The organism is Streptomyces sp. NPDC042371, assembly GCF_056437465.1.
The window spans coordinates 15,607-42,228 of the sequence record NZ_JBWKAP010000001.1 but is presented as its reverse complement, the minus strand read 5'-3'; the positions used below and the strand labels follow the sequence as shown (position 1 = coordinate 42,228).

Sequence of the window (26,622 nt, the reverse complement as noted above, 5' to 3'; positions counted from 1 at the left end):
CAAGAGGCGGTCCGGCAGGTGCCGGGGCCGCCTCTTTCGCGTGTCCCGAACTCCCCGCCGTGCCCACCGGGCGACGCGCCCGGGCGCGCGGCAGAATGCACGGGTGACCGCCGAACCCGAGAGCGCCGCGCCCGCCGTCCTGACCCGTCTGCTCGTACCGGCGGGACTGCTCGCCTCGGTCGCCGGAGCCTTCGCCTACGTCGGCGCCGTCGACCCGAACGAACCCGGCCACTACCCCGCGTGCCCGCTGCTGCGCCTCACCGGCATCTACTGCCCCGGCTGCGGCGGCCTGCGCAGCGCGCACGCCTTCGTGCACGGCGATGTCGCGGCGGCCCTCGGCGCCAATGCGCTCGCCGTCGCCGGGTACGTCGTCTTCGCCGTGCTGTGGACCGTGTGGGTGGTCAGGACCGTGCGCGGTCGGCCCTTGCGGATCACGTTGGGGACGGTTCAGCTGTGGGGTCTCGGCGCCCTGGTCGCGATCTTCACCCTGACGCGCAATCTGCCGTTCGGGTCATGGCTGCATCCCTGAAACCGCAGGTTGCGGGCCCGACGGCGGTCCAGGTCGTGGGATGGGCGTCAACCGGATGCGGGCCCTTCGCCCTCCTGCGGATACCATCGCAGTGACCAGCTTGAACGTCAGCTCAACCGTCAGGAAGGGGGCCGCTCGCGTGAGTGTGCTCGACGAGATCATCGACGGAGTCCGTGCCGACCTCGCGGAGCGGCAGGCACGCGTCAGCCTCGACGAGCTCAAGGAGCGTGCGGCCAAGGCTCCCGCGGCCAAGGACGGCGCGGCGGCCCTGCGCGGCGACGGCGTCAAGGTCATCTGCGAGGTGAAGCGCTCCAGCCCCTCCAAGGGCGCGCTCGCCGCGATCGCCGACCCGGCAGGCCTCGCCGCGGACTACGAGGCGGGCGGCGCCGCCGTCATCTCCGTGCTCACCGAGGAGCGCCGCTTCGGCGGTTCGCTCGCCGACCTGGAGGCCGTCCGGGCCAAGGTCGACATCCCGGTGCTGCGCAAGGACTTCATCGTCACCTCGTACCAGCTGTGGGAGGCCAGGGCTTACGGCGCGGACCTCGCACTCCTTATCGTGGCCGCCCTGGAGCAGCCCGCCCTGGAGTCCCTCATCGAGCGTGCCGAATCGATCGGCCTCACGCCGATCGTCGAGGTGCACGACGAGGACGAGGCCGAGCGCGCCGTCGACGCGGGCGCCCGCGTCATCGGCGTCAACAACCGCGACCTCAAGACCCTGAAGGTCGACCGCTCCACCTTCGAGCGGGTCGCCCCCGAGCTGCCGGACAGCGTCGTCAAGATCGCCGAGTCCGGTGTGCGCGGGCCGCACGACCTCATCGCCTTCGCCAACGCGGGCGCCGACGCGGTGCTCGTGGGCGAGTCCCTGGTCACCGGCCGCGACCCGAAGGGCGCGGTCTCCGACCTGGTCGCCGCGGGCACGCACCCGGCGCTCCGTCACGGACGGAGCTGACCCCTCCCGATGTCGATCTCCGCCCGCCTCGCACCCGGTTGCCGCCCCCGCGGCTGCCGGGCGCCCGCGCGGCGCGTGCGGGGCAGGCGCGTGCGGTACCACATCGGCTCTGAGCCCGGCCAGATTCCCGGGATGCGATGGCGACGGCGCCCTGAGCGCCGACCGAGCTGAGGAGCGCCCCTTCAGGGGCGCGGGGAACTGCGCGATCAGCCCACACCGGGCCGCGGTCGCGACGGAACCTGCTCCAGCTACGGCGATCGGGCGATTTCATGCCAACCGCCAACGCCAGCCATTGCGAGGTTTCCGCATGTCCAGCGAGTACTTCATCCCCGATCCCGAGGGTCAGATCCCCAGCGCCGAAGGCTACTTCGGCGCGTACGGCGGCAAGTTCATCCCGGAGGCCCTCGTCGCCGCCGTGGACGAGGTCGCCGTCGAGTACGACAAGGCGAAGAGCGACCCCGCCTTCGCCGCCGAGCTGGACGACCTGCTCGTCCACTACACCGGGCGGCCCAGCAGCCTCACCGAGGTGCCCCGCTTCGCGGAGCACGCCGGTGGCGCACGCGTCTTCCTCAAGCGCGAGGACCTGAACCACACCGGCTCGCACAAGATCAACAACGTGCTCGGCCAGGCCCTGCTCACCAAGCGGATGGGCAAGACCCGCGTCATCGCCGAGACCGGCGCCGGACAGCACGGCGTCGCCACGGCCACCGCCTGTGCGCTCTTCGGCCTCGAATGCACCATCTACATGGGCGAGATCGACACCGAGCGCCAGGCCCTGAACGTGGCCCGCATGCGGATGCTCGGCGCCGAGGTCGTCGCCGTGAAGTCCGGCAGCCGCACCCTCAAGGACGCCATCAACGAGGCGTTCCGCGACTGGGTCGCCAACGTGGACCGCACCCACTACCTCTTCGGCACCGTGGCCGGGCCGCACCCCTTCCCCGCCATGGTCCGCGACTTCCACCGCGTCATCGGCGTCGAGGCCAGGCGGCAGATCCTGGAGCGCGCCGGGCGCCTGCCCGACGCTGCCGTCGCCTGCGTCGGCGGCGGCTCCAACGCCATCGGCCTCTTCCACGCCTTCATCCCGGACGCGGACGTGCGCCTCATCGGCTGCGAGCCCGCGGGACACGGCGTGGCGACCGGCGAGCACGCCGCCACCCTCACCGCGGGCGAGCCGGGCATCCTGCACGGCTCCCGCAGCTACGTCCTCCAGGACGAGGAGGGCCAGATCACCGAGCCCTACTCGATCTCGGCCGGACTCGACTACCCCGGCATCGGCCCCGAGCACGCCTACCTCAAGGACAGCGGCCGCGGCGAGTACCGGGCGGTCACCGACGACGCGGCGATGCAGGCCCTGCGCCTCCTGTCGCGCACCGAGGGCATCATCCCGGCCATCGAGAGTGCCCACGCGCTCGCCGGGGCGCTGGAGGTCGGCAAGGAGCTCGGCAAGGACGGGCTGATCGTCATCAACCTCTCCGGGCGCGGCGACAAGGACATGGACACGGCCGCGCGCTACTTCGGCCTGTACGACACGGACGCAGTCGTCGAGGCGGACGCGTCCGCCACCGGCGCCGAGATCGAGGGGGACGCCAAGTGAGCGGCAACATCAGGCTGTTGGACGAGGCCCTCGCCGGTGCCAAGGCCGAGGGCAGGGCCGCCCTCATCGCCTACCTGCCCGCGGGATTCCCCACCGTCGACGGCGGCATCGAGGCCGTCAAGGCGGTCTTCGACGGCGGCGCCGACGTGGTCGAGGTCGGCCTGCCGCACTCGGACCCGGTGCTCGACGGCCCGGTCATCCAGACCGCCGACGACATCGCGCTGCGCGGCGGCCTCAAGATCCGCGACGTCATGCGCACCGTCCGCGAGGCCCACGAGGCGACCGGCAAGCCGGTGCTCGTCATGACGTACTGGAATCCGATCGACCGCTACGGCGTGGAACGGTTCACCGCCGAGCTCGCCGAGGCGGGCGGCGCGGGCTGCATCCTGCCGGACCTGCCCGTCCAGGAGTCCGCGCTCTGGAGGGAGCACGCCGAGAAGCACGGCCTGGCGACGGTCTTCGTCGTGGCGCCGAGCAGCAAGGACGAGCGGCTCGCCACGATCACCGCGGCGGGCTCCGGCTTCGTCTACGCGGCGTCGCTGATGGGGGTCACCGGCACCCGTGAGTCGGTGGGCGCCCAGGCGCAGGACCTGGTGCGGCGCACCAAGGCCACCACCGAACTGCCGGTCTGTGTCGGCCTCGGCGTCTCCAACGCCCGCCAGGCCGTCGAGGTCGCGGGCTTCGCCGACGGAGTGATCGTCGGCTCCGCGTTCGTGCAGCGGATGCTGGACGCGCCGGACGAGGCCGCCGGGCTCGCCGCCGTGCGTGCGCTCGCCGGTGAGCTCGCGGACGGGGTCCGCGGCAAGGCGTAACTCGTACGGGTGGACCTGGACCGGGGAGGCACGCTCGTGCCTCCCCGGTTCGTTTGGCCCGGTGTGAGCGAGAAGAACCGTGAGGGAAAACGATCGGCCCGCGAGCGGCTGGCGGAAGAGCGAGACCGGCAGAAGGCCCGCGACAAGCAGCGCCGGGCGCTGGTCGTGGGCGCCGCGGTGGTGGGCGTCCTCGGACTCGCCGCCGTGGTCGGGCTGCTCGCCGCCAACTCCGGCGACGACGACAAGAGCGACACGGCAGGGCCGGTGGTCGCGCCCAAGGGAGCGAGCGACAAGGACGGGCCCGCGATCCCCGTCGGCAAGGAAAGCGCCAAGTCCACCCTCACCGTCTGGGAGGACTTCCGCTGCCCGGCCTGCAAGGGATTCGAGGACGGCTATCGTTCGACGGTCCATGACCTCACCGAGAAGGGCGAGCTCAAGGTCGAATATCACCTGGCCACGCTGATCGACGGGAACATGGGCGGCAGCGGCTCCAAGCGCGCGGCCAACGCCGCGGGCTGCGCCCAGGACGCGGGCAAGTTCGTGCCGTACCACGACGTGCTCTTCAAGAATCAGCCCGCCGAGCCCGACGACGCGTTCGGGAAGAACAGCAAGCTGATCGAGCTCGCCGGGCAGGTGGACGGCCTGGACACCGATTCCTTCAAGAAGTGCGTCGAGGACGGCAAGCACGACAGCTGGGTCGACAAGTCCAACCAGGCCTTCCAGGACGCGAAGCTGCGCGGCACCCCGACGGTCCGGCTCAACGGCAAGGACATCTTCGGGGACCAGAACAACCCGCTGTCACCCCAGAAACTGCGGCAGAAGGTGGCAGAGGCGAACCGCAGTTGACGCCCAGGGGGGCGGGCAATCGACCCGGTGCCGACGTCACTGACGTGGCTGACGTTATGGACCCGTAGCCGGACCGGTTGCCGCCCCCGATGCCCGGCACGGTAGCGTCGGTCGTGTCATGGACCTTGCCTTCATTCCCAGTCCGTCGCGCGGTGTGGTCGAACTCGGACCCATCCCGTTGCGCGGCTACGCGTTCTGCATCATCATCGGCGTCTTCGTAGCCGTCTGGCTCGGCAACAAGCGGTGGATCGATCGCGGGGGCCGGTCAGGCACCGTGGCCGACATCGCCGTGTGGGCCGTGCCGTTCGGCCTCGTCGGCGGCCGCCTCTACCACGTGATCACGGACTATCAGCTGTACTTCAGCGACGGCCGTGACTGGGTGGACGCCTTCAAGATCTGGGAGGGCGGCCTCGGCATCTGGGGCGCGATCGCGCTCGGCGCGGTCGGCGCATGGATCGGCTGTCGCCGCCGCGGGATCCCGCTGCCCGCCTGGGCCGACGCGCTGGCCCCCGGCATCGCCCTCGCCCAGGCCATCGGCCGCTGGGGCAACTGGTTCAACCAGGAGCTGTACGGCAAGGCCACGGACGTGCCCTGGGCGCTGAAGATCACCTCGGCCGAGGACGGCCGGGTCCCCGGCACGTACCACCCCACCTTCCTGTACGAGTCGCTGTGGTGCATCGGCGTCGCCGCCCTCGTCATCTGGGCCGACCGCCGCTACAAGCTCGGACACGGCAGGGCGTTCGCACTGTACGTCGCGGCGTACTGCGCCGGGCGCGGCTGGATCGAGTACATGCGGGTCGACGACGCGCACCACGTGCTCGGCGTGCGGCTGAACGTGTGGACCGCCATCGTGGTGTTCCTGCTCGCGGTCGTCTACCTCGTGGTGTCGGCCAAGAAGCACCCCGGACGCGAGGAGATCGTCGAGCCGGACGACGAGTCGTCCCCCGACGGGAGCGACACCGCCGCCTCGAAGCTCACCAAGCCGGAGGACGAGGCCAACAAGGCCGAGAAGGCCGAGAAGGCTGACAAGGTGGAGGACGCCAAGGCCTCCGACGAGGAAGCCGGGTCGGCCAAGAAGAGCTGAGAGCCTGTGTCATCACCCCGGCCGGGTGGGCGTCGTCTGGCACGCACGCTCGCGGCGTTGCGTTCCGGCGCCTTGCGATCGCACGCACCAGACGACGCCCACTGATCCGACCGGGGTGATGACACAGGCTCTGACCGCCAACGGTCGTACGTCGAAGGGCCGCCGGATCACCTGATCCGGCGGCCCTTCGCGTGCTCCGGTCACTTCCTGCGGGCCAGCGCCAGGACCCGCCGCGCCCCCTCCACCACCGCCTTGTCCACGAAGCGCCCGTCCGGCAGGGCCAGGGCGCCCTCGTCCGTCGCCGCCGCCTTGGTGATCTCCTCCGCCCGCTCGATCTCCGCGGCGGTGGGGAGGTAGGCCCGCTCGATCACCGGGAGCTGGCGGGGATGGATCGCCGCACGGCCGAGGAAGCCCAGGGCGCGGCCCCGGGCGCAGGAGGCGGCGAGGCCGTCCAGGTCACGGATGTCCGGGTGGACCGACTGGGCGGGCGGCGCCAGGCCCGCGGCCCGCGCGGCCACCACCACCCGGGAGCGCGCCCAGTCCAGGCCCGCATCGTCGCGTACGCCCAGGTCCGCGCGGAGGTCGGCCTCGCCGAGGGAGACGCCGTGCAGGGCCGGGTGCGCGGTGGCGATGGCGAAGGCGTGCTCCAGGCCGAGCGCTGACTCGACGAGGGCGTGCAGGGCGGGGGCGCCGCCGTCGGCGGGGACCGCGCGCTCGGCGACCCGGATGACCTCGGCGCGCGAGGTCACCTTGGGCAGGCGCAGGCCCGCCACGCCCGGGAGCGGTGCGACGGCGCGCAGGTCGGCGTCGGCGAGCGGGCCGTCCAGAGCGTTCACCCGGACGTGGACGGGCAGTGCCTGGGGTGCCGAGAGGAGCTCCGCCGTCGCCGCTCTCGCATACTCCTTGCGGTCGGGGGCGACCGCGTCCTCCAGGTCGATGATCACCGCGTCGGCGCCCGCGTGGAGGGCCTTGGTGACCACGTCGGGACGGTCTCCCGGCACGTACAGCCAGGTCAGGGGAGAGGCGGCGGTCACAGGGCGCCCTCCTTGCGCAGCTCGGTGATCTCCCTTTCCGTCAGGCCGAGTTCGGCGAGGACCGTGTCCGTGTCGGCGCCGTGCGGGCGGCCCGCCCAGTGGATCGCGCCGGGGGTCGCGGAGAGCCGGAAGAGGACGTTCTGCATGCGCAGGGGGCCGAGTTCCGGGTCGTCGACCGTGGTGAGCGTGGAGAGGGCCGCGTACTGGGGATCGGTCATGACGTCGCGTACGTCCTGGACGGGAGCGACCGCCGCCTCCGCCTTCTCGAAGGCGTCGATCACCTCGGCGCGGGTGTGCCGGGCGATCCAGGCGCCGACCGCCCCGTCCAGGACGTCCGCGTGGCGGGCCCGGTCCGCGCCCGTGGCGAACCACGGTTCGGCGATCAGGTCGGGGCGGCCGACCAGGCGCATGAGCCGTTCCGCGACCGACTGGGCCGAGGTGGAGACGGCGACCCACTTGTCGTCCGCCGTGCGGTAGGTGTTGCGGGGCGCGTTGTTGGTGGAGCGGTTGCCGGTGCGGGGCTGGACGTGGCCCAACTGGTCGTACCAGAGCGGCTGGGGGCCGAGGACCGTGAGGATCGGCTCGATGATCGCCATGTCCACGACCTGGCCCTCGCCCGTGCGGTCGCGGGCCGCGAGGGCCGTCATCACCGCGTACGCCGTCGCGAGGCCCGCGATCGAGTCGGCGAGGCCGAACGGCGGCAGGGTGGGCGGCCCTTCCGGATCGCCTGTGATCGCGGCGAAGCCGCTCATCGCCTCGGCGAGCGTGCCGAAGCCGGGGCGGCGGGAGTACGGGCCGAACTGGCCGAAGCCGGTGACGCGGGCCAGGACCAGACGGGGGTTGGCCGCGCTCAGCTCCGCCCAGCCCAGGTCCCACTTCTCCAGGGTGCCGGGGCGGAAGTTCTCGACGACCACGTCGGCGGTGGCGGCCAGGCGCAGGAGGGTGTCGTGGCCGCCGGGCGTCGACAGGTCGAGGGTCATGGTGCGCTTGTTGCGGCCGAGCAGCTTCCACCACAGGCCGACGCCGTCCTTGGCGGGGCCGTGGCCGCGGGACGGGTCGGGGCGCGTGGGGTGCTCGACCTTGATGACCTCCGCGCCGAAGTCGCCGAGCATCGTGGCGGCGAGCGGGCCCGCGAAGAGCGTGGCGAGGTCGAGGACGCGGAGGCCGGTGAGCGGAGCGGTCATGAGGTGGCCCCCGGCTCCGCGTCGATCTCCTTGCGGTACGGCATGGAGGCCGATGCCCCCGCGCGCTGCACGGAGAGCGCCGCCGCGGCTGACGCCCAACCGAGCGCGTCCGGCACGGAGTTGCCCTCGGCGAGCGCCACGGCGAGGGTCCCCGCGAAGGTGTCGCCCGCGCCGGTGGTGTCGACCGCCTCGACCTGCCGGGCGGGCACCACGACGGGTTCGGCGCCGCGCGCCGCGTACAGGCTGCCGCGCGAGCCGAGGGTGATGACGACCTCGGGCACCTGGGAGAGCAGTGCGTGGGCGGCGGCCCGCGGGTCGTCGGCGATGCCGGTGAGGGCGGCGGCCTCGTGCTCGTTGGGCAGCAACAGGTCGGTGGCGGCGAGGAGTTCGGGGGGCAGGGGCTGTGCGGGGGCGGGCGTCAGGATGGTGCGGACGCCGTGGCGCCGGGCGGCCTGCGCGGCGGCGAGGACCCCGTCGAGGGGCACCTCCAACTGGAGGAGCAGCGCGTCGGCGGAGGCGATCAGGCCCTCGTCGCCGGGGGCGAGGGCGGTGACGGTGCCGTTGGCGCCGGGGATGACGACGATCGCGTTGCCGCCCTCGTCGTCGACGACGATGTGCGCGGTGCCGGTGGGCATGTCGACGGTGCGCAGGAGGTCCGTCTCGATGCCGGAGTGCTCCAGGGCGGAGCGGAGCCGGGTGCCGTGGGCGTCGTTGCCGACGGCGCCGATCATCGAGACGGTGGCGCCCGCGCGGGCCGCGGCGACGGCCTGGTTGGCGCCCTTGCCGCCGGGGGCGGTGCGGAACTCGCGGCCCGTCACCGTCTCTCCGCGCTGCGGGGCCTTGGCGACGTACGCGACGAGATCCATGTTGGCGCTGCCGAGGACGGCGATGTGGGGGGTGGGGCTCATGAGGGGGGTGTCTCCCGGGTGGTGAGTGCGGTGGTGAGGTCTGCCAGGGCGTCGAAGCCGATGCCGTTGAAGTCGCCCACGGAGGTGGCGAGCCGGTTCTTGAGGGGCGCCGTCCACCGGTCGGGGAGCGCGTCGGCGCGGCCCGCGAGCAGACCGGCGACGGAGCCCGCGGTCGCGCCGTTGGAGTCGGTGTCCCAGCCGCCGGAGACGGCGCGGGTGATGGAGCCGGTGAAGTCGCCGTCGGCGTGGGTGAGGGCGGCGGCGAGCAGGGCGGCGTTGGGGACGACGTGGACCCAGTGGTGGGAGCCGTGACGTGCGTGGAGGTCGTCCACGACGTCGTCGAAGTCCCGCGTGTCATACGCCAGTTGGACGGCGTGCCGGACCGCACGGGCCAGGCGCGAGTCGGCCGGTACGACGGAGAGGCCCGCGTCCAGACAGGCGTGGACGTCGGCGCCGCCGCCCGCCGCAGAGGCGATCGTGGCCGCGGTGAACATGGCGCCGTACACCCCGTTCTCCGTGTGGCTCAGGACGGCGTCGCGGCGGGCCTGCGCGGCGGCCGCCCAGGGCGCCCCCGGGTTGGTCCAGCCGTGGACGTCGGCGCGGATCAGGGCGCCGATCCACTCGCGGAACGGGTTGCGGTGGGTGGCGGTGTGCGGGGGTTCGATGCCTTGGAGGAGGTTGCGGTAGGCGATGCGTTCGGCGGTGAAGGTGCGGCCCGCGGGGAGCTCGTCCAGCCAGAGCCGCGCCACGTCCTCGGTGGTGAAGCCCTTGCCGTGGCGCTGGAGCAGGACGAGGTTCAGGAGCGGGTAGTTGAGGTCGTCGTCCTCGGGCATGCCGTCGATGTTCTCGGCCAGGGAGGTCGGCGCGGAGCGGCGGTTCCAGGGGTACGCCGCCCTGAGCCGCCGCGGCACGCCCCGCTCGGTGAACCAGGTGGTGAGGGGCCAGTTGCCGGTGGCCTTGGCGAGGCTCCGGATGCCGTCCAGGGGAAGCTTCTCCACGGGTTTGCCCAGGAGGCAGCCCGCGGCCCTGCCGAGCCAGGCGGCGTGCAGGCGGTCGCGCAGCCCGTCGCCCGTGTCCGGTGTGCCGGTCGTCGCGGGGTCCGGGGCGGGGCCCGGCGCGGGGGCGCTCGGCCCGCCGTGCCACGGGGGTGGCCTGAGTTCGTCCAGGAGCCGTTCCGCCAGGCCGCGCAGGCGGGCCGGGGCCGGAGTGGGGGAGGCGCCCGCGGTCGCCGGGGCCACCTGGCCGCCCGCCGTCAGCCAGCGGGCGCGCACCGCCGACACGTCGCGGCCCTCCTGCTCGGCCTGGCGGAGCTCGTGGCCGACGAGATCCTCGGGCTGGACCCAGGTCAGGCGGATCATCGCTCGGCCGCCGGGGCCGCCGGGGCCGCCGGGGCCGTCAGGGCCGCGAACGCGGACTCGTGGGCGCGGCGGCGTCCGACGTCACGGGCGAAGATCTCCCGCGCCACCTCCGTCAGGGCCGCCGCCGGTGCGTGCAGATCGAGGCGGCTGGCCTCGGCGACCCGCCCTGCCCACTCGTCGGGCACCGCAGCCTCGCCGTGCAGCGCGCCCACGATCGCGCCGCTCATCGTCGCGATGGAGTCGCAGTCGCGGCCGTAGTTGACGGACCCGAGCACGGTGCGGCGGTAGTCGGCTCTGCCGACCAGGAGCATGCCGAGCGCCACGGGGAGTTCCTCGATGGAGTGCAGACGGGAGGGGCGGCGGGCGCCGAGGGACGGGGCGCGGTAGTCCGGTCCGACGGTGTCGAAGGGGGCGACCGCGGCCCGGATTGGGGCCAGGGCCGACTCGAAGTCCCGGTGGCGCGCGGCGACTTCGGCGACCGCCTCGATCGCGGCCCGGGTGCCGTCCTTGGCCAGGGCGAGGCACTCCTCGATCACCGATTCCGCGGTGGCGCCCGGCGTGCAGGCCGCCGCGACCGCCGCCGCGAAGACGCCCGCGGCCTCCCTGCCGTACGAGGACTGGTGGGCGCCCGCGATGTCGAGGGCCTCGGCGTACGCGGCCCGCGGGTCGGCCGCGTTGACCAGGCCGACCGGCGCCATGTACATCGCCGCACCGCAGTTGACGATGTTCCCGGTGCCCGCCTCCCGCGGGTCGACGTGGCCGTAGTGGAGCCGGGCGGCGAGCCACTTCTCGGCGAGGAAGATCCGGTGCAGGGGGATCGCCTCGGCCTCCAGCTCCGGGATCCAGCGCGGGTTCGTCATCAGGTCGGGGACCAGGTGGTCGGCCACGGCATAGGCGTCGAGGTGGTCGCGGACGGTGGCGTACACGCGGACGAGCGCGTGGGTCATCAAGGTGTCGTCGGTGACGTGCCCGTCACCCTTGTGGTAGGGCGCGATGGGCCGGGCGGTGCGCCAGCGGTCGCCGTTCCAGGGGCCGACGATGCCGCTCACGCGGCCGCCGTGCCGCTCGGCGATCTGCTCGGGCGCGTACCCCTCGACGGGGCCGCCGAGCGCGTCGCCGACGGCGGCGCCGACGAGGCTGCCCGCGATGCGGTCGGGCAGCGAGGGCTCAGCGCGTGACGGCGGTGGCGGCGGGGTGGTGGCCGTCAGGTTCGGCGTGACCGTCGGGGGTGACACATGCGTGGTGGGTGTCATGGGCGTCATGCCGGAATTGTCCACCTGGGGCGGTCAGTTCCGTGTCTGCCAGGCGCCCGGCGAGTTCGATCAGGTCGGTGCCCGCGAGCCGGGGGAGCGCACAGCCTGACAGCGTGCGGCAGGCGTCGCGCCAGGCCCCGGGGATCGCGGCCGCCGTGCCGAGGACGCCGGTGAGCGCCCCGGCCAGCGCGGGCGCGGAGTCCGCGACGCGCGACAGGCACGCGGCGGCGGGCACCGCCTCGTGGATGCGGCCGCGCGCGGCGGTGGCCAGGGCGAGGGCGACCGGCACGGTCTCGGCGGCGGCGATGCCGTAGCTGTAGACGTGGTCGACGATCTGGTGTTCAAGGAGCGGTACGAGGGCGAAGGCGCCGTCCTCCGGCTGGGCGCGGGCCGTCTTCACGGCGTGCCGGGCGTTCCTGCCGATCTCCGTGTGGGCCGGGAGCTGGTCGAGCGCCCGGTCCACCGCGGTGTCGACGTCGGCGGCGCCGAGTGCGGCCGCGACGGCGGCGGCCATGGCTCGGGCGCCGTGCACGCCGTCGCCGTCCTGGGTGTAGCGGGCGTCGAACTCCGCGAGGTCGGCGGCCCGTTCGGGGTCCCCTGGATGGACCAGGGCGAGCACACAGGCGCGTACGCAGGCCGCGTCGTCGAAGTAGTGCGGGTTGTCGTGGCCGGTGGCGGGCGGGCGCAGTCCCGTCGCGAGGTTGCCGAGGCCCGCGCGGACGGAGATGCGGGCGCGCAGGGGGAGCACGGCGGACTCGACCTCGGGGGCGCGGTCCGCCGCCTCGGCGATCTCGGCGGCGAGGGTGGTCCAGGCCAGATCGAGCGCGGTCCGGACGCGGTGGTCCGGGTGCGGGCACGGGTGCGGGGTGGCGTCCGCCGCCCGGAGCAGGGACTCCGCGGTGAAGGCGGCCCACTCCGCGTCGTCGGAGGGGCCCAGGCGCAGGGGCTCCGGTGGCTGGTTCAGGGCGATGGGGACGGGGAGGGTGGTCGTGGCGTTCTGCTCGGCGAAGGTGTCGAGTTCCCGGGTGAGTCGCCGCGTCCACTCGGGCATCCGCGCCGCCCGGTGGCGGGCCGCGGGCCACCCCGCGGCGTCGCCCGCCGCCAGGCCGAGCAGGAGCGCTTCGGCGGGAGCGGCCCCGTGCGGGCCAGTACGCGCGGATGCGGCGCCCGGCGCCGCGGAGACAGTGGTCATGCCGTTTCCGCCCGTTCCTGGTCTGCCGCCCGTTCCTCGTCGGTGTCCGGTGTCAGCAGATCCGCCACGTCGAGGACGTGGTGGCCCCGCATCGAGGGGAGGCAGCTGCCCCGGGCCGGGCCGATGGCCGCCGACCACGGCAGGGGGATCGCCGCGGCGCCGCACGTGGCGCCGGAGAGCGCGCCCGCCACCGCCGCCGTCGTGTCCGCGTCCCGCCCCATGTTCACCGCGCAGAGCACCGCGTCGCCGAAGTCGCCGCGTGCCACCGCGTAGGCCCCGAACGCCAGCCCCACCGCCTCCGGGGCGAGATCCGTCCAGGGGTAGCCGCCGATGACCACCGCGGAGCGGACCGCGCGTTCGCCGCGGTGGGCGACCGTCACCGCGCGGCGCAGCGAGCGGGACGTCCAGCAGTCCTCGGGGATGACCGAGAGCGCCGCCGCGACCACCGCCTCCACCGGGGCTCCCGTCATGGCCGCCGCGACGCCCGCCGCCACCGCCTGGCCGCCGTAGATGCCCTCGCCGTCATGGCTGACGGAGCCGTCGATCGCGACGAGGCGGGCCGCTTCGTGCGGGTGGCCCGCGGCGAAGACGCCGAACGGCGCGGCCCGCATCGCCAGGCCGTCGCTCCACGCGTGCCGGTGCTGGGCGGAGATCGGTGCGGCGAGGCCCCTGCGCAGGTTCTCCAGGGTGCCGCGCTCGCTGAAGCCCGCGCCGCGGAAGGGGCCCTCGTCCAGGTCCGCGATCCACTGGTGCCAGGCACGCTCGACGTGCGCGACCGTGAGCGCGGAGCCGTGCCTGGCGAGCAGCAGCCCGGAGAAGATCGCGTACTCGGTGTCGTCCGTACCGGCCGGATGTTCGGCGACGTAGCCCGTGATGCGGCCCCAGCGGCGGCGGATCTCGGACGGTTTCATGTTCTCGGCGGGCGCGCCGAGCGCGTCGCCGACCGCGAGGCCGAGCAGCGCGCCGCGCGCCCGCTCGCGGAGGTCGTCGGCGTCGCCGGGCGCCGGGACCGAGGGAACACATGCGATGGACGCCATGCCGTGCCTCCCTAGTGCGCGGTCCGCCCGCTGCGGGTGGACCGCTGGATGCGGTGCTTGGTGCATCCCTGCCACGCGGCGCGCTCAAAAGAGCATGCGGTGGCTCAGATCACTCCTTCGCGCTCTGAGGGGGTGCGGATCCCGGTGGCCGGGTGGACCCTCGCGCGGCGCGTTTTCGCAGGTAAGTACGGCCTTCCTTGCTGGCGGGAGATTTTTTTCGCGCGTACTTTCGAGGTCGTCCAACACGTACGAGGGGGCTCACCATGGCGATCATCGAAACCGAAGCGGCACTGCACGAGGCGCACCGCGACAACCACACCCACCGCGATGTGAACGGCGGCTGGCTGCGTCCCGCGGTCTTCGGGGCCATGGACGGGCTCGTCTCCAACCTCGCGCTGATGACCGGTGTCGCGGGCGGCGCGGTCTCGCAGCAGACCATCGTCATCACCGGCCTCTCGGGGCTCGCCGCCGGTGCCTTCTCCATGGCGGCGGGCGAGTACACCTCGGTGGCCTCGCAGCGCGAGCTCGTCCAGGCCGAGCTGGACGTGGAGCGGCGCGAGCTGCGCAAGCACCCCCAGGACGAGGAGCGGGAGCTCGCCGAGCTGTACGCGTCGCGCGGCGTCGAGCCCGAGCTGGCCCGCGAGGTCGCCCGCCAGCTCTCCAAGGACCCCGAGCAGGCCCTGGAGATCCACGCCCGCGAGGAGCTCGGCATCGACCCGGGCGACCTGCCCTCGCCGACCGTCGCCGCGGTGTCGTCCTTCGGCTCGTTCGCGCTGGGCGCCCTGCTTCCCGTACTGCCGTATCTGCTCGGTGCCACCGTGCTCTGGCCCGCCCTGCTGCTGGCGCTCATCGGGCTCTTCGCCTGTGGTGCGATCGTGGCCAAGGTGACGGCGAGGTCCTGGTGGTTCAGCGGTCTGCGGCAGCTCGCGCTCGGTGGAGCGGCCGCCGGTGTGACGTACGTCCTGGGCAGCTTGTTCGGTACCGCCGTAGGATGAGCTTCTGCAGGCCTATGCGGGACCTTGCATAACTAGTCGTTACTCGGCGGTTTCGACACCGTGATCACCGGGCATGAGCCGTAAGCGCTGCGGGCAATGAGGCCTGTGTCGCGCCGGACCTTCGGTCATGGATCTGTCCGCAGAGGTCCCCTTCGTGCCGCTCTCACCTTCATGAGCGGTGTCCACATGATGGAATCAGCTATCCGCTTTTCGAGAAGCGTTCCATCATGTAATCTGCACGAAATTTTGCCAGGGCCAACGTCGTCCCTTGCCACATGTAGTTGCCCCGACGACGACGGGAGTGCCGATGCGTACCCACGCCTGGTCGCCCATGGACGGTCGCCCCGCCCCCCAGGGGATGTACGACCCCCGCAACGAACACGACGCCTGCGGTGTCGGATTCGTGGCCACCCTGACCGGTGTTGCCAGCCATGAACTGGTCGAACAGGCGCTGACCGTACTGCGCAATCTCGAGCACCGCGGCGCCACCGGTTCCGAGCCGGACTCGGGTGACGGTGCGGGCATCCTGCTCCAGGTCCCCGACGCCTTCCTCCGCGAGGAGGCCGGGTTCCAGCTCCCCGCGGCCGGTGCCTACGCCGTCGGCATCGCCTTCCTGCCGGTGGACACCGCCGGTACCACCGACGGAGCCGTCTCACAGATCGAGACGATCGCCTCCGAAGAGGGCCTGACCGTCCTCGGCTGGCGCGATGTCCCCGTCGCCCCCGAACTTCTCGGTGCCACCGCCCGCTCGACGATGCCCGTCTTCCGGCAGATCTTCGTCGCCGACGGCGACACCGAGGGCCTGGAGCTGGACCGCAAGGCGTTCGTGCTGCGCAAGCGCGCCGAGCGCGAGGCGGGGACGTACTTCCCCTCGCTCTCGTCCCGCACCATCGTCTACAAGGGCATGCTGACCACCGGCCAGCTGGAGCCGTTCTTCCCCGACCTGTCCGACCGCCGTTTCGCCACGGCCGTCGCGCTCGTCCACTCCCGCTTCTCGACGAACACGTTCCCGAGCTGGCCGCTCGCGCACCCGTACCGCTTCGTCGCGCACAACGGTGAGATCAACACCGTCAAGGGCAACCGCAACTGGATGCGGGCCCGTGAGTCGCAGCTCGCCTCCGAGCTCTTCGGCTCGGAGAAGCTGGAGCGGATCTTCCCGATCTGTACGCCGGACGCCTCCGACTCCGCGTCCTTCGACGAGGTGCTCGAACTCCTGCACCTCGGTGGACGTTCGCTTCCGCACTCGGTCCTGATGATGATCCCCGAGGCCTGGGAGAACCACGCCTCCATGGACCCGGCCCGCCGCGCCTTCTACCAGTACCACTCCACGATGATGGAGCCCTGGGACGGCCCGGCCTGCGTCACCTTCACCGACGGCACGCAGGTGGGCGCGGTTCTCGACCGCAACGGTCTGCGCCCCGGCCGCTACTGGGTCACCGACGACGGCCTCGTCGTCCTCGGCTCCGAGGTCGGCGTCCTCGACATCGACCCCGCGAAGGTCGTCCGCAAGGGCCGCCTGCAGCCGGGCCGGATGTTCCTCGTCGACACCGCCGAGCACCGCATCGTCGAGGACGACGAGATCAAGGCGGGCCTCGCCGCCGAGAAGCCGTACCAGGAGTGGCTGGAAGCGGGCGAGATCGAGCTGTCCGACCTGCCCGAGCGCGAGCACATCGTGCACACGCACGCCTCCGTCACGCGCCGCCAGCAGACCTTCGGCTACACCGAGGAAGAACTCCGCATCATCCTCGCGCCGATGGCCAAGACCGGCGGCGAACCGCTCGGCTCCATGGGCACGGACACCCCCATCGCGGCCCTCTCCGCCCGCCCGCGGCTGATCTTCGACTACTTCACGCAGCTGTTCGCGCAGGTCACCAACCCGCCCCTTGACGCCATCCGTGAAGAGCTCGTCACCTCGCTGCACAGCTCGCTGGGCCCGCAGGGCAACCTGCTCGAACCGACCGCCGCGTCGTGTCGCAGCGTCACCCTGCCCTTCCCGGTGATCGACAACGACGAGCTGGCCAAGCTCATCCACATCAACGCCGACGGCGACATGCCCGGCATGAAGGCCGCGACGCTCTCCGGCCTCTACCGCGTCGGCGGCGGCGGCAACGCGCTCGCCGCCCGCATCGACGAGATCTGCACCGAGGCCGACGCCGCCATCGAGGCAGGCGCCCGCCTGATCGTGCTCTCCGACCGGCACTCCGACGCCGAGCACGCGCCGATCCCCTCGCTGCTGCTCACCGCGGCCGTCCACCACCACCTCATCCGCACCAAGCAGCGCACCGAGGTGGGCCTGCTCGTCGAGGCGGGCGACGTCCGCGAGGTCCACCACGTGGCCCTCCTCATCGGCTTCGGCGCCGCGGCCGTCAACCCCTACCTGGCGATGGAGTCCGTGGAGGACCTCGTCCGCGCGGGCACGTTCCTGGAGTCCGTCGACGGCGGCGCCGAACAAGCCATCCGCAACCTGATCTTCGCGCTGGGCAAGGGCGTCCTGAAGGTCATGTCCAAGATGGGCATCTCCACCGTCGCCTCCTACCGCGGCGCGCAGGTCTTCGAGGCCGTCGGCCTCGACGCGGCCTTCGTGGAGCGGTACTTCAGCGGCACGACGACGAAGATCGGCGGCGCCGGACTCGACGTCATCGCCCAGGAGGTCGCCGCCCGGCACGCCAAGGCCTACCCCGCCTCCGGCGTCCCCTCGGCGCACCGCGCGCTGGACATCGGCGGCGAGTACCAGTGGCGCCGCGAGGGCGAGCCGCACCTGTTCGACCCGGAGACGGTCTTCCGCCTCCAGCACTCCACGCGCGGCCGCCGCTACGACGTCTTCAAGCAGTACACGGGCCGCGTCAACGAGCAGTCCGAGCGCCTGATGACGCTGCGCGGACTCTTCGGCTTCAAGTCCGGCCGCCCCTCGATCCCCATCGACGAGGTCGAGCCCGTCTCGGAGATCGTCAAGCGGTTCTCGACCGGCGCCATGTCGTACGGCTCCATCTCCCGCGAGGCGCACGAGACCCTCGCCATCGCCATGAACCAGCTGGGCGGCAAGTCCAACACCGGTGAAGGCGGCGAGGACCCGGAGCGCCTGTACGACCCGGCGCGCCGCTCGTCCATCAAGCAGGTCGCCTCCGGCCGCTTCGGCGTGACCAGCGAGTACCTCGTCAACGCCGACGACATCCAGATCAAGATGGCGCAGGGCGCCAAGCCCGGCGAGGGCGGCCAGCTGCCCGGCCACAAGGTCTACCCGTGGGTCGCCAAGACGCGTCACTCGACGCCCGGCGTCGGCCTCATCTCGCCGCCCCCGCACCACGACATCTACTCCATCGAGGACCTGGCCCAGCTGATCCACGACCTGAAGAACGCGAACCCGCAGGCGCGGATTCACGTGAAGCTGGTCTCCGAGGTCGGCGTCGGCACGGTCGCGGCGGGCGTCTCCAAGGCCCACGCCGACGTCGTGCTCATCTCCGGCCACGACGGCGGCACCGGCGCCTCCCCGCTGACCTCGCTGAAGCACGCGGGCGGCCCCTGGGAGCTCGGCCTCGCCGAGACCCAGCAGACCCTGCTGCTCAACGGGCTGCGCGACCGCATCGTCGTGCAGACCGACGGTCAGCTGAAGACCGGCCGCGACGTCATCATCGCCGCGCTGCTCGGCGCCGAGGAGTTCGGTTTCGCGACCGCGCCGCTCGTCGTCTCCGGCTGCGTCATGATGCGCGTCTGCCACCTGGACACCTGCCCGGTCGGCATCGCCACGCAGAACCCGGCGCTGCGCGAGCGCTTCTCCGGCAAGGCCGAGTACATCGTCAACTTCTTCGAGTTCATCGCCGAAGAGGTCCGCGAGCTCCTCGCCGAGCTCGGCTTCCGCTCCATCGAGGAGGCCGTCGGCCACGCCGAGCTCCTCGACACCGAGAAGGCCGTCAGCCACTGGAAGGCGCAGGGCCTCGACCTGGAGCCGCTGTTCCACGTGCCTTCGCTGCCCGCGGGCGCCGTCCGGCACCAGATCGCGGTCCAGGACCACGGCCTGGAGAAGGCGCTCGACAACGAGCTGATCAAGCTCGCCGCCGACGCCCTCGCCGCGTCCAGCGCGACGGACGCCCACCCGGTCCGCGCGCAGGTCGCCATCCGCAACATCAACCGCACGGTCGGCACCATGCTCGGCCACGAGGTGACGAAGAAGTTCGGCGGTGCTGGTCTGCCCGACGACACCATCGACATCACCTTCACCGGCTCGGCGGGCCAGTCCTTCGGCGCCTTCGTGCCGCGCGGTGTGACGCTGCGCCTGGAGGGCGACGCCAACGACTACGTCGGCAAGGGCCTCTCCGGCGGCCGTGTCATCGTCCGCCCGGACCGCGGCGCCGACCACCTCGCCGAGTACTCGACGATCGCGGGCAACACCATCGCGTACGGCGCGACCGGCGGCGAGCTGTTCCTGCGCGGCCGCACCGGCGAGCGCTTCTGCGTCCGCAACTCCGGCGCGACCGTGGTGTCCGAGGGCGTGGGCGACCACGGCTGCGAGTACATGACTGGCGGCCACGCGGTGGTCCTCGGCGAGACGGGCCGCAACTTCGCGGCCGGTATGTCGGGCGGCATCGCGTACGTGATCGACCTCGACCGCGACAACGTCAACGCCGGGAACCTGGCGGCCGTCGAGCCCCTGGACGAGACCGACAAGCAGTGGCTGCACGACGTCGTGCGCCGCCACCAGGAGGAGACGGGCTCCACCGTCGCCGAGAAGCTCCTCGCCGAGTGGGACACCGCGGTGGACCGCTTCAGCAGGATCATCCCCAGTACGTACAAGGCAGTGCTCGCCGCCAAGGACGCCGCCGAGCGAGCCGGTCTCTCCGAGACCGAGATCACCGAGAAGATGATGGAGGCGGCGACCAATGGCTGATCCCAAGGGCTTCCTTAACCACGGCCGCGAGGTCGCGCAGACCCGCCCGGTCGGCGAGCGCGTCCAGGACTGGAACGAGGTCTACGTTCCCGGTTCGCTCCTCCCGATCATCTCCAAGCAGGCCTCGCGCTGCATGGACTGCGGCATCCCGTTCTGCCACAACGGCTGTCCGCTGGGGAACCTGATCCCGGAGTGGAACGACTACGCGTACCGCGAGGACTGGTCCGCCGCCTCCGAGCGCCTGCACGCCACGAACAACTTCCCGGAGTTCACGGGCCGTCTGTGCCCGGCCCCGTGCGAGGCGGCGTGCGTGCTCGGCATCAACCAGCCGGCCGTCACCATCAAGAACGTCGAAGTCTCCATCATCGACAAGGCGTGGGACGCCAATGACGTCAAGCCGCAGGCGCCCGAGCGGCTCTCCGGCAAGACCGTCGCCGTGATCGGCTCGGGCCCGGCGGGTCTCGCCGCCGCCCAGCAGCTGACCCGGGCGGGCCACACCGTCGCCGTCTACGAGCGCGCCGACCGCATCGGCGGCCTGCTCCGCTACGGCATCCCCGAGTTCAAGATGGAGAAGCGGCACATCAACCGCCGCATCGAGCAGATGCGCGCGGAGGGCACCAAGTTCCGCACCGGCGTGGAGATCGGCCGCGACATCGACGCGGCCAAGCTGCGCAGGCGCTACGACGCGGTGGTCATCGCCGCGGGCTCCACCACCTCCCGCGACCTGCCCGTCCCCGGCCGTGAGCTCAAGGGCGTCTACCAGGCGATGGAGTACCTGCCCCTGGCCAACAAGGTCCAGGAGGGCGACTACGTCACCACGCCCGTCTCCGCCGAGGGCAAGCACGTCGTTGTCATCGGCGGCGGCGACACCGGCGCCGACTGCGTGGGCACCGCGCACCGCCAGGGCGCGGCCTCCGTCACGCAGCTGGAGATCATGCCGAAGCCGGGCGACGACCGCGCCCCGCACCAGCCGTGGCCGACCTTCCCCATGCTCTACAAGGTCACCTCCGCGCACGAGGAGGGCGGCGAGCGGGTCTACTCCGTCTCGACCACGCACTTCGAGGGCGACGAGGACGGCAACGTCCAGTTCCTGCACCTCGTCGAGGTCGAGTTCATCGACGGCAAGCTGACCCAGAAGCCGGGCACGGAGCGCAAGCTCCCCGCGCAGCTCGTCACCCTTGCGATGGGCTTCACGGGCACGGACCGCGACAACGGTCTGGTGGACCAGTTCGCCCTGGACCTCGACGAGCGCGGCAACGTCGCGCGCGACGCCGAATTCCAGACGAACGTCCCCGGCGTCTTCGTCGCCGGTGACGCGGGCCGCGGCCAGTCGCTCATCGTGTGGGCGATCGCCGAGGGCCGCTCGGCGGCGCGCGGTGTGGACCGCTTCCTCACCGGCGCGAGCGACCTCCCGGCCCCGATCCGCCCGACGGACCGCGCACTGACGGTCTAGTACCGCGTACGGTTGATTCCGTACGGTTGATTCCGTACGACCCCTCATACGTCCCGTACAACGGCGTACGGAACTGAGCGACGCCCGCCTCGTCCCCGACCGGACCAGGGCGGGCGTCGGTGCGTCGTGAGCCGTCAGCCGCGGGACGGGCCAGGACCGGGCGTGCCGACGGGCTCGGGCTCCGGGAGCCCCGCCGACGTCTCCGCCCGGTGGAGCCTGTCGAGCCCCAACGAGGTGTGCAGCCGCCGCAGCGGACCGGGGGCCCACCAGTTCCAGGAGCCCATCAGCGCCATCAGCGAGGGCACGAGCACGGTCCTGATCAGCGCCGCGTCGAGGAACACGGCGAAGGCGGTGCCGAGGCCGAGCTCCTTGATCAGCACGACCCGGGAGAGCGCCAGCGCCGCGACGGGGATGCAGAACAGCGCGGCCGCCGACGTGACGATGCGCCCGGACCGGGAGAGCCCGGTGACGACCGCCTCCCGCTCGGCGGCGCCCCCGGCGCGCGCCTCCATGATCCGGCCGAGCAGGAACACCCCGTAGTCGGTGGAGAGCCCGAACGCCAGCAGGGCGAGCAGCAACGGGCCCGTGGACTCCAGGGCGCCCTGCGACGTGAAGCCGAGCAGCCCCTCGAACGTGTGCCCCTGGAAGAGCAGCACGAGGATTCCCACCGCGGCGGCCGTGCTCAACACGTTCATCAGCAGCGTCTTCAGGGGCAGCACCACGGACCCCGTGAAGGCGAACAGCAGGAGGAACGTCGTGACGCCGAGCAGCGTCAGCGCGAGCGGCAGCCGGTCGCCGATGCTGCGCTGCTGGTCGCGGAAGTCGGCCGCGCCCCCGGTGAAGGAGACCGGCAACCTCGGCGACACGGTCTCCTCGGCCGCCAGGTCCTCGACGACCTGCTGCGCCCGCTCACCGAGCGGGGCACCCTCCACGGTGATGTCCCACTGCCAGTTCCCGGCGTCGATCCGGCGCGGCTCGCCGACCGAGGCCACCCCGTCGACGGCCGCGAGCCGCTTCCCGTACGCGACGACCCGCGCCCGGTCGGACGGACCGGCCTGCGCGACGGCCACGACCGGCTGGGCCGAGGCGCGCGGATAGTGCTCCTTCATCGAGGCGGCCACCTGGCCCGAGGAGACCGAGTCCGGCAGCGACGTCCCGTCGACGCCGGTGAACCGGACCCCGAGGGCGGGCGAGGCGAGCACCACCAGGAGGACGACCGCGCCCAGACCGAACAGGGCGGGACGGCCCACGATGACCTGCGTACGGCGGCGCCAACGGCGCACCGACGCCTCCTCCGCCGCCGCCTCGCCGCGGGACCTGCGCAGGGACAGCGCGTTGATCCGGGCGCCCAGGGCGACGAGGAGTCCGGGCAGCACCAGCAGGGCGAACAGCGCGGCCGCCACGGTGGTGAGGATGCCAGCGAGTCCCATCGACCGCAGATAGGGCTGCGGGAAGACGAGCAGCGCCGCGAGCGCCGCCGTGACCGTGAGCGCGCTGAACAGCACGGTGCGCCCCGCGGTGCCCAGACACACCCGCAGCGTGTCGGCGGGACCGAGGCCGCGGGCGAGCTCCTCACGGAACCGCGTCACCAGCAGCAGGCTGAAGTCGATGGACAGGCCGAGCCCGAGCGCCGTGGCCAGGTTCATCGCCCCGGAGGCCACCGTCATGCCGCGGACCGCCACCGCGAGCCCGCCGAAGGTGAGCAGCAGCGTGAAGACGGCGCCCACCAGGGGGAGCAGCGCCGCCACCACCCCCCGGAAGACGAGGACCAGGACGAGGAGCAGCACCGGCAGCGCGAACAGCTCGGCGCGCGCCAGATCCGAGAACGACAACTCCCCGACCTGGTGCCGGGCGGCCGTCGGGCCACCGAGTAACGCGCTGTCGCGCAGGGCCGGTTCGCCGTCGATGGCCTCCTGGACCGCTTCGGTGCCGTCCTTGGCCTGCTGCTCGGACAGCGGCCCGAGAGCGGCCACGACGAGGGTGCCGCGGCCGTCGTCGGAGATGAGAGCGGGCCCCCGGGACGTGTAGTCGGCGACCGCCACGGTCTCCGGCCGCGCCCGCAGCACCGCGCGTGCCTTCGCCACGGCGTCCGGCACCGGATCGCCGGGGGAGAGGCGCCGCTCGGTGCGCACCTCGATGACGTACCCCTGCGAGGGGTCGGTGCCGGTCGCCCCGCTGATGGTGTGGCGCGCGGTCACGCTCGGGCGCGAGGCGTCCTCGTAGATGGTCGTCGAGTTCGACATCCGCGAGGTCACGTCGGAGGAGAAGGCCCCGGCCAGCGCGGCGACGCCCAGCGCGAGCAGGAGCAGTACGCGCCGACGTCGCAGGTGCCACCCCGCGATTGCGGAAAACATCCCAACGGCCCCTTCATCCGGCGGAGTTGGTGCGGTCTGTGCGGTCTGTGCGCTCTCTGATTCTGACGGATCCTCAGTCCTCGGCGCGCAGATACGACCGGCATGCGTCCAGCGCCTGCCGCGTGCTCGCGCCGACCGCGTCGAGCAGGATGCCCTCGCCCCCGACCCAGTCGCCCGTGACGAACACCCCGGGCACGGAGGTCACGGGACCCGGCCTGCCCCGCAGCCCGCCCCGCGACGGGTGGGGCAACGCCCCCATGGTCCGCATCCGGGGCATGAAGCGCTCCTCGACCAGATGGCGCCGCCAGCCCGGCTGCGCCACGTCGAGCAGCTGCTCCAGCTCCTTGCGGTTGTCCGCCGCGCTGCGCGGGGTGCCGTCGTCGAAGCGGGCCAGGTGCAGGACGGCGCCCTGCGGACGGGCGGTCCGCGCCGCGGCCGGCTCCGCGCCCAGGTACACCGGGGTCTCCACGCCGTACACCAACGAGACGGCGGGCACCGGGAGCCGGTCGAGGACCACGTCGAGGCAGGCCGTGGAGAGACCGGGACCCGTGCCGGGCTCCGGCTCACCGAGCAGCCGGGCCGCACCCGAGGGGGGCAGCCCCGCGACGAACGCGGCGTCCCACGTCTCCTCGCGCTCCTCGCCGCCCTCGGCCCAGCGCACCCGCGGCCCCCGGTCCGCGGCCGTCACCGCGACGGCCCGGGCACCGGTGCGGATGTCCACACCGAGCCGACGGGCCAGCAGGAGCAGCGCGTCGACCACCGACTGCCAGCCGCCGTCCACGTAGAGCACACCGCTGCGGGCCGCGGCCACCCGACCGGCCAGCGCGTCCGCGCCCAGTTGGGCGGGGGAGCCGACGTACGCCATCATCCGCATCAGGGCGAACACCGTCTCCGCCGCCCTGGCGCTCGGCAGCCTGCGCTCCAGCCACTGCTCACCGGTGAACGGGGCGAGGCCCGGCGCGGGGCGGGCCAGGCCCAGCAGCCCGACCACCGCCAGCCGTTCCCGCACCGAGAGCAGCGGAGTCGTCAACAGCCCCTGAGGGGTGGCGTATCCGGGGACGAGGTCGCCCTGCCGCAGCGCGAGCGCCGCACCCATCGCCGGGGTCACACCCCGGGGTCGCACCCCGAGGCGGCGCAGCATCCGCCACCCCGAGCTCTTGTACAGGGCGCGCGGCCCCAGGGTGACGGGGTGCGGCCCGAGGGCCGGGCCCCGGGCCCGGCCGCCGGGGTGCCGCGACGACTCCAGGACGGTGACCCGCCACCCGGCGCGGGCGGCGGCGCACGCCGTCATGAGACCGGCCGTGCCGCCGCCCACCACCACGACCCGGCGCACCGCGGTGCCGGACCGGGCGCTCACACCGGGTCCAGCAGGCCGGACGCCGCGAGCGCGGTGATCCGCCCCCGCTGCAGCTTGCCGCTCGGCGTCTTGGGCAGCTTGCCGCGCGGCAGCAGGTGGACCCGGTCCGGGCGCAGCCCGGTGCGCGCGGCGATCATGCGCTCGACGTCGGCGGCCAGCGCGCGACTGCGGTCCGGGTCGTGGGCCGCCGCGCTCTCCGCCACCACCAGGAGGGTCTCGGTCCCCCGCTCCGGGTGCGGCACACCGACCGCGGCCACGCCGCCCCGGCGGATGCCGGGCACCTCCGCGGCGGCGGCCTCCAGGGAGTACGGCAGGTAGTTCCGGCCGCCGATGATGATGAGGTCCTTGACGCGGCCCGTCACGAACAGGTCGCCGTCGGCGTAGAAGCCCAGGTCACCGATGTCCAGACCGTCCGGGCGCAGCGACGGATCGTCGGCGCCGTCCACGGTCAGGTACCGCTCGGTGAGCGAGGGGCCGCTGATGATCAGCCGGCCCTGGCGCCGCTCGGGCAGTTCGTTGCCGTCGGCGTCCGCCACCCGGACGCCGTAGCCGGGCAGCGGCCGCCCCACGGCGGTGACCTCCTGGGCGTCCGGGTCGCCGGGCTCGGCGGCCACCACGGTGCCCGTCCCGGCCAGCTCGCTGCGGCTGATGTGCAGCACGCGGGGCAGCTGCCCCGGCTCGGACAGGGTGACGGCGATGCCGATCTCCGCCATGCCGTAGCAGGGCTGCATGGCCTCGGCGGCGAAGCCCAGCGGGCCCATCCGCCGCTGCCACAGGTCGAGGGTGGCCGAGCTGACGGCCTCCGCGCCGTTGAAGGCCACCCGCCAGGAGCTCAGGTCGAGCCCGGCGAGCCCCTCGTCCTTGGCGCGCGCCGCGCAGAGGTGGAACGCGAAGTTCGGTGCCGGGGACAGCGTGCCCCGGAACCGGCTGATCGCCTGCGGCCACCGCTCGGGCCGGAAGGCGAACGCGAGCGGCGGCATCAGGACGACGGGGATCTGGTGGAGGAAGGTCGAGAAGACCGTGCCGACCAGGCCCATGTCGTGGTGCAGGGGCAGCCAGCCGACCATCACGTCGCTCTGCAGGTAGGGCACGTGCCGCGCGATGGCGGCGACGTTGGCGTACAACTGCCGGTGGGTGATCACCACGGCCTTGGCGTCGCCCGTGGTCCCCGAGGTGAACTGCAGGTACGCGGGGGCGTCCGCGTCGACGGGGGCGGGCCGCCGCGTCGACGGGCTCCCCCCGGCAGCGCTGTACGGCGGCTCCAGGACCGGCACCCGCAGGTCGGCGCAGACGCTCCGCACCGTGGGCGAGAGCTCAGGCCCGGACACCAGCGCCCGCGGCGAGGCCACCGCGGCCATGTGCCGGAACCGCTCGCCCCACACGGCGCCCCGCGCCTCGTTGAGCGGCGGTTCCACGACGAACGGCACCGCGCCCGCCAGCATGGCGGCGAACAGGGCCGTGACCAGATCGGGGCCGGTGTCCGCGCACAGCGCGACGGTGTCCCCGGCACCGACCCCCAGCGCCTGCAGCTCGTCGGCCGCCACGCAGGCCCGGTCCCACAGCTCGCCCGCCGTCAGCCGGGTGAGCACGCCGGAGCGGTCGTGGACGTAGCTGACGACGCTGTCGGGCGCCCGCTCGCGGCGGCCCGCGAGGGCGGCGCCGACCGTGTCCTCGGGGACGATCCGGGCGAGCGGGCCGCCCGGCCGCCAGTCCGCTCTGTCAGGGTGCACCGACCGCGTGGTCAGCGGTGGACTTGCCATCAGTGTCTCCGTTCTCGGCGCGTACGCGCGGTGGGGCTCCG

20 protein-coding genes are annotated in these 26,622 nt (G+C 73.0%); 10 read left to right on the top strand and 10 right to left on the bottom strand.

All coding sequences use genetic code 11. The features are described 5' to 3' along the window. Positions 1-103: 103 nt before the first annotated feature. The 7 genes from AC068B_RS00175 to lgt all read left to right on the top strand — a co-directional run bounded on the left by AC068B_RS00175 (position 104) and on the right by lgt (position 5,814). On the top strand, positions 104-529 hold the full coding sequence (locus tag AC068B_RS00175; RefSeq protein ID WP_356263790.1) for a DUF2752 domain-containing protein: 426 nt from the start codon (positions 104-106) through the stop codon (positions 527-529). A 139-nt stretch (positions 530-668) separates the two neighbouring features. Next, positions 669-1,478 carry an indole-3-glycerol phosphate synthase TrpC gene (gene trpC / locus AC068B_RS00170; RefSeq protein WP_398307283.1) on the top strand — a complete coding sequence of 270 codons (810 nt, stop codon included), beginning with the start codon at positions 669-671 and terminating at the stop codon, positions 1,476-1,478. Between the two features lie 9 nt (positions 1,479-1,487). Beyond that, positions 1,488-1,649 carry a tryptophan biosynthesis modulator TrpM gene (gene trpM, locus AC068B_RS00165; RefSeq protein ID WP_371934713.1) on the top strand — a complete coding sequence of 54 codons (162 nt, stop codon included), beginning with the start codon at positions 1,488-1,490 and terminating at the stop codon, positions 1,647-1,649. Between the two features lie 136 nt (positions 1,650-1,785). Beyond that, positions 1,786-3,072 (top strand): tryptophan synthase subunit beta, encoded by a 1,287-nt coding sequence (gene trpB, locus AC068B_RS00160; protein WP_478667963.1) that lies wholly within the window; start codon positions 1,786-1,788, stop codon positions 3,070-3,072. After that, a complete protein-coding gene (gene trpA / locus AC068B_RS00155; protein WP_478667962.1) occupies positions 3,069-3,884 on the top strand; it encodes a tryptophan synthase subunit alpha in 816 nt (271 codons plus the stop codon). Before trpB ends, trpA begins: the two co-directional genes overlap by 4 nt. A gap of 63 nt (positions 3,885-3,947) precedes the next feature. Next, positions 3,948-4,730 (top strand): DsbA family protein, encoded by a 783-nt coding sequence (locus AC068B_RS00150; protein WP_478667961.1) that lies wholly within the window; start codon positions 3,948-3,950, stop codon positions 4,728-4,730. A 118-nt stretch (positions 4,731-4,848) separates the two neighbouring features. Next, positions 4,849-5,814, top strand: coding sequence for a prolipoprotein diacylglyceryl transferase (lgt, locus tag AC068B_RS00145; RefSeq protein ID WP_478667959.1), 966 nt, complete (start codon positions 4,849-4,851; stop codon positions 5,812-5,814). A gap of 200 nt (positions 5,815-6,014) precedes the next feature. Here lgt and AC068B_RS00140 read toward each other — a convergent pair whose 3' ends face one another. From AC068B_RS00140 to AC068B_RS00110, 7 genes are read right to left on the bottom strand one after another with little or no spacing between them, the layout of a single operon-like run. Then, the gene (locus AC068B_RS00140; protein ID WP_478667958.1) at positions 6,015-6,848 is read right to left on the bottom strand and encodes an HpcH/HpaI aldolase/citrate lyase family protein; all 834 of its coding nucleotides are present in this window, start codon (positions 6,846-6,848) and stop codon (positions 6,015-6,017) included. Further along, on the bottom strand, positions 6,845-8,032 hold the full coding sequence (locus tag AC068B_RS00135; RefSeq protein WP_478667956.1) for a CaiB/BaiF CoA transferase family protein: 1,188 nt from the start codon (positions 8,030-8,032) through the stop codon (positions 6,845-6,847). Before AC068B_RS00135 ends, AC068B_RS00140 begins: the two co-directional genes overlap by 4 nt. After that, positions 8,029-8,940 (bottom strand): ribokinase, encoded by a 912-nt coding sequence (gene rbsK / locus AC068B_RS00130; RefSeq protein WP_478667955.1) that lies wholly within the window; start codon positions 8,938-8,940, stop codon positions 8,029-8,031. Before rbsK ends, AC068B_RS00135 begins: the two co-directional genes overlap by 4 nt. Next, positions 8,937-10,298 carry an ADP-ribosylglycohydrolase family protein gene (locus tag AC068B_RS00125; protein WP_478667954.1) on the bottom strand — a complete coding sequence of 454 codons (1,362 nt, stop codon included), beginning with the start codon at positions 10,296-10,298 and terminating at the stop codon, positions 8,937-8,939. The genes rbsK and AC068B_RS00125 overlap by 4 nt, the downstream gene beginning before the upstream one ends. Beyond that, entirely contained in the window at positions 10,295-11,551 is a 1,257-nt protein-coding gene (locus AC068B_RS00120) for an ADP-ribosylglycohydrolase family protein (RefSeq protein WP_478669184.1), read from the bottom strand. The genes AC068B_RS00125 and AC068B_RS00120 overlap by 4 nt, the downstream gene beginning before the upstream one ends. Then, positions 11,466-12,743 carry an ADP-ribosylglycohydrolase family protein gene (locus AC068B_RS00115; protein ID WP_478667952.1) on the bottom strand — a complete coding sequence of 426 codons (1,278 nt, stop codon included), beginning with the start codon at positions 12,741-12,743 and terminating at the stop codon, positions 11,466-11,468. Before AC068B_RS00115 ends, AC068B_RS00120 begins: the two co-directional genes overlap by 86 nt. Beyond that, positions 12,740-13,780, bottom strand: a complete 1,041-nt coding sequence (locus tag AC068B_RS00110) for an ADP-ribosylglycohydrolase family protein (protein WP_478667951.1) — start codon at positions 13,778-13,780, stop codon at positions 12,740-12,742. Before AC068B_RS00110 ends, AC068B_RS00115 begins: the two co-directional genes overlap by 4 nt. A 263-nt stretch (positions 13,781-14,043) precedes the next feature. Between AC068B_RS00110 and AC068B_RS00105 the strand changes: the two genes are divergently transcribed. The 3 genes from AC068B_RS00105 (at position 14,044) to AC068B_RS00095 (ending at position 21,110) form a co-directional block, all read left to right on the top strand. Further along, positions 14,044-14,775, top strand: coding sequence for a VIT1/CCC1 transporter family protein (locus AC068B_RS00105; RefSeq protein ID WP_356263819.1), 732 nt, complete (start codon positions 14,044-14,046; stop codon positions 14,773-14,775). Between the two features lie 307 nt (positions 14,776-15,082). Next, the gene (gene gltB, locus AC068B_RS00100; protein WP_478667949.1) at positions 15,083-19,657 is read left to right on the top strand and encodes a glutamate synthase large subunit; all 4,575 of its coding nucleotides are present in this window, start codon (positions 15,083-15,085) and stop codon (positions 19,655-19,657) included. After that, positions 19,650-21,110, top strand: coding sequence for a glutamate synthase subunit beta (locus tag AC068B_RS00095; protein ID WP_478667948.1), 1,461 nt, complete (start codon positions 19,650-19,652; stop codon positions 21,108-21,110). The genes gltB and AC068B_RS00095 overlap by 8 nt, the downstream gene beginning before the upstream one ends. A 134-nt stretch (positions 21,111-21,244) precedes the next feature. Here AC068B_RS00095 and AC068B_RS00090 read toward each other — a convergent pair whose 3' ends face one another. The 3 genes from AC068B_RS00090 to AC068B_RS00080 all read right to left on the bottom strand — a co-directional run bounded on the left by AC068B_RS00090 (position 21,245) and on the right by AC068B_RS00080 (position 26,581). After that, complete coding sequence (locus AC068B_RS00090) at positions 21,245-23,464, bottom strand: MMPL family transporter (RefSeq protein ID WP_478667947.1); 2,220 nt, start codon at positions 23,462-23,464, stop codon at positions 21,245-21,247. Between the two features lie 73 nt (positions 23,465-23,537). Then, positions 23,538-24,821, bottom strand: coding sequence for an FAD-dependent oxidoreductase (locus tag AC068B_RS00085; protein WP_478667945.1), 1,284 nt, complete (start codon positions 24,819-24,821; stop codon positions 23,538-23,540). After that, a complete protein-coding gene (locus AC068B_RS00080) occupies positions 24,818-26,581 on the bottom strand; it encodes an AMP-binding protein (RefSeq protein WP_478667944.1) in 1,764 nt (587 codons plus the stop codon). Before AC068B_RS00080 ends, AC068B_RS00085 begins: the two co-directional genes overlap by 4 nt. Positions 26,582-26,622 lie beyond the last annotated feature (41 nt).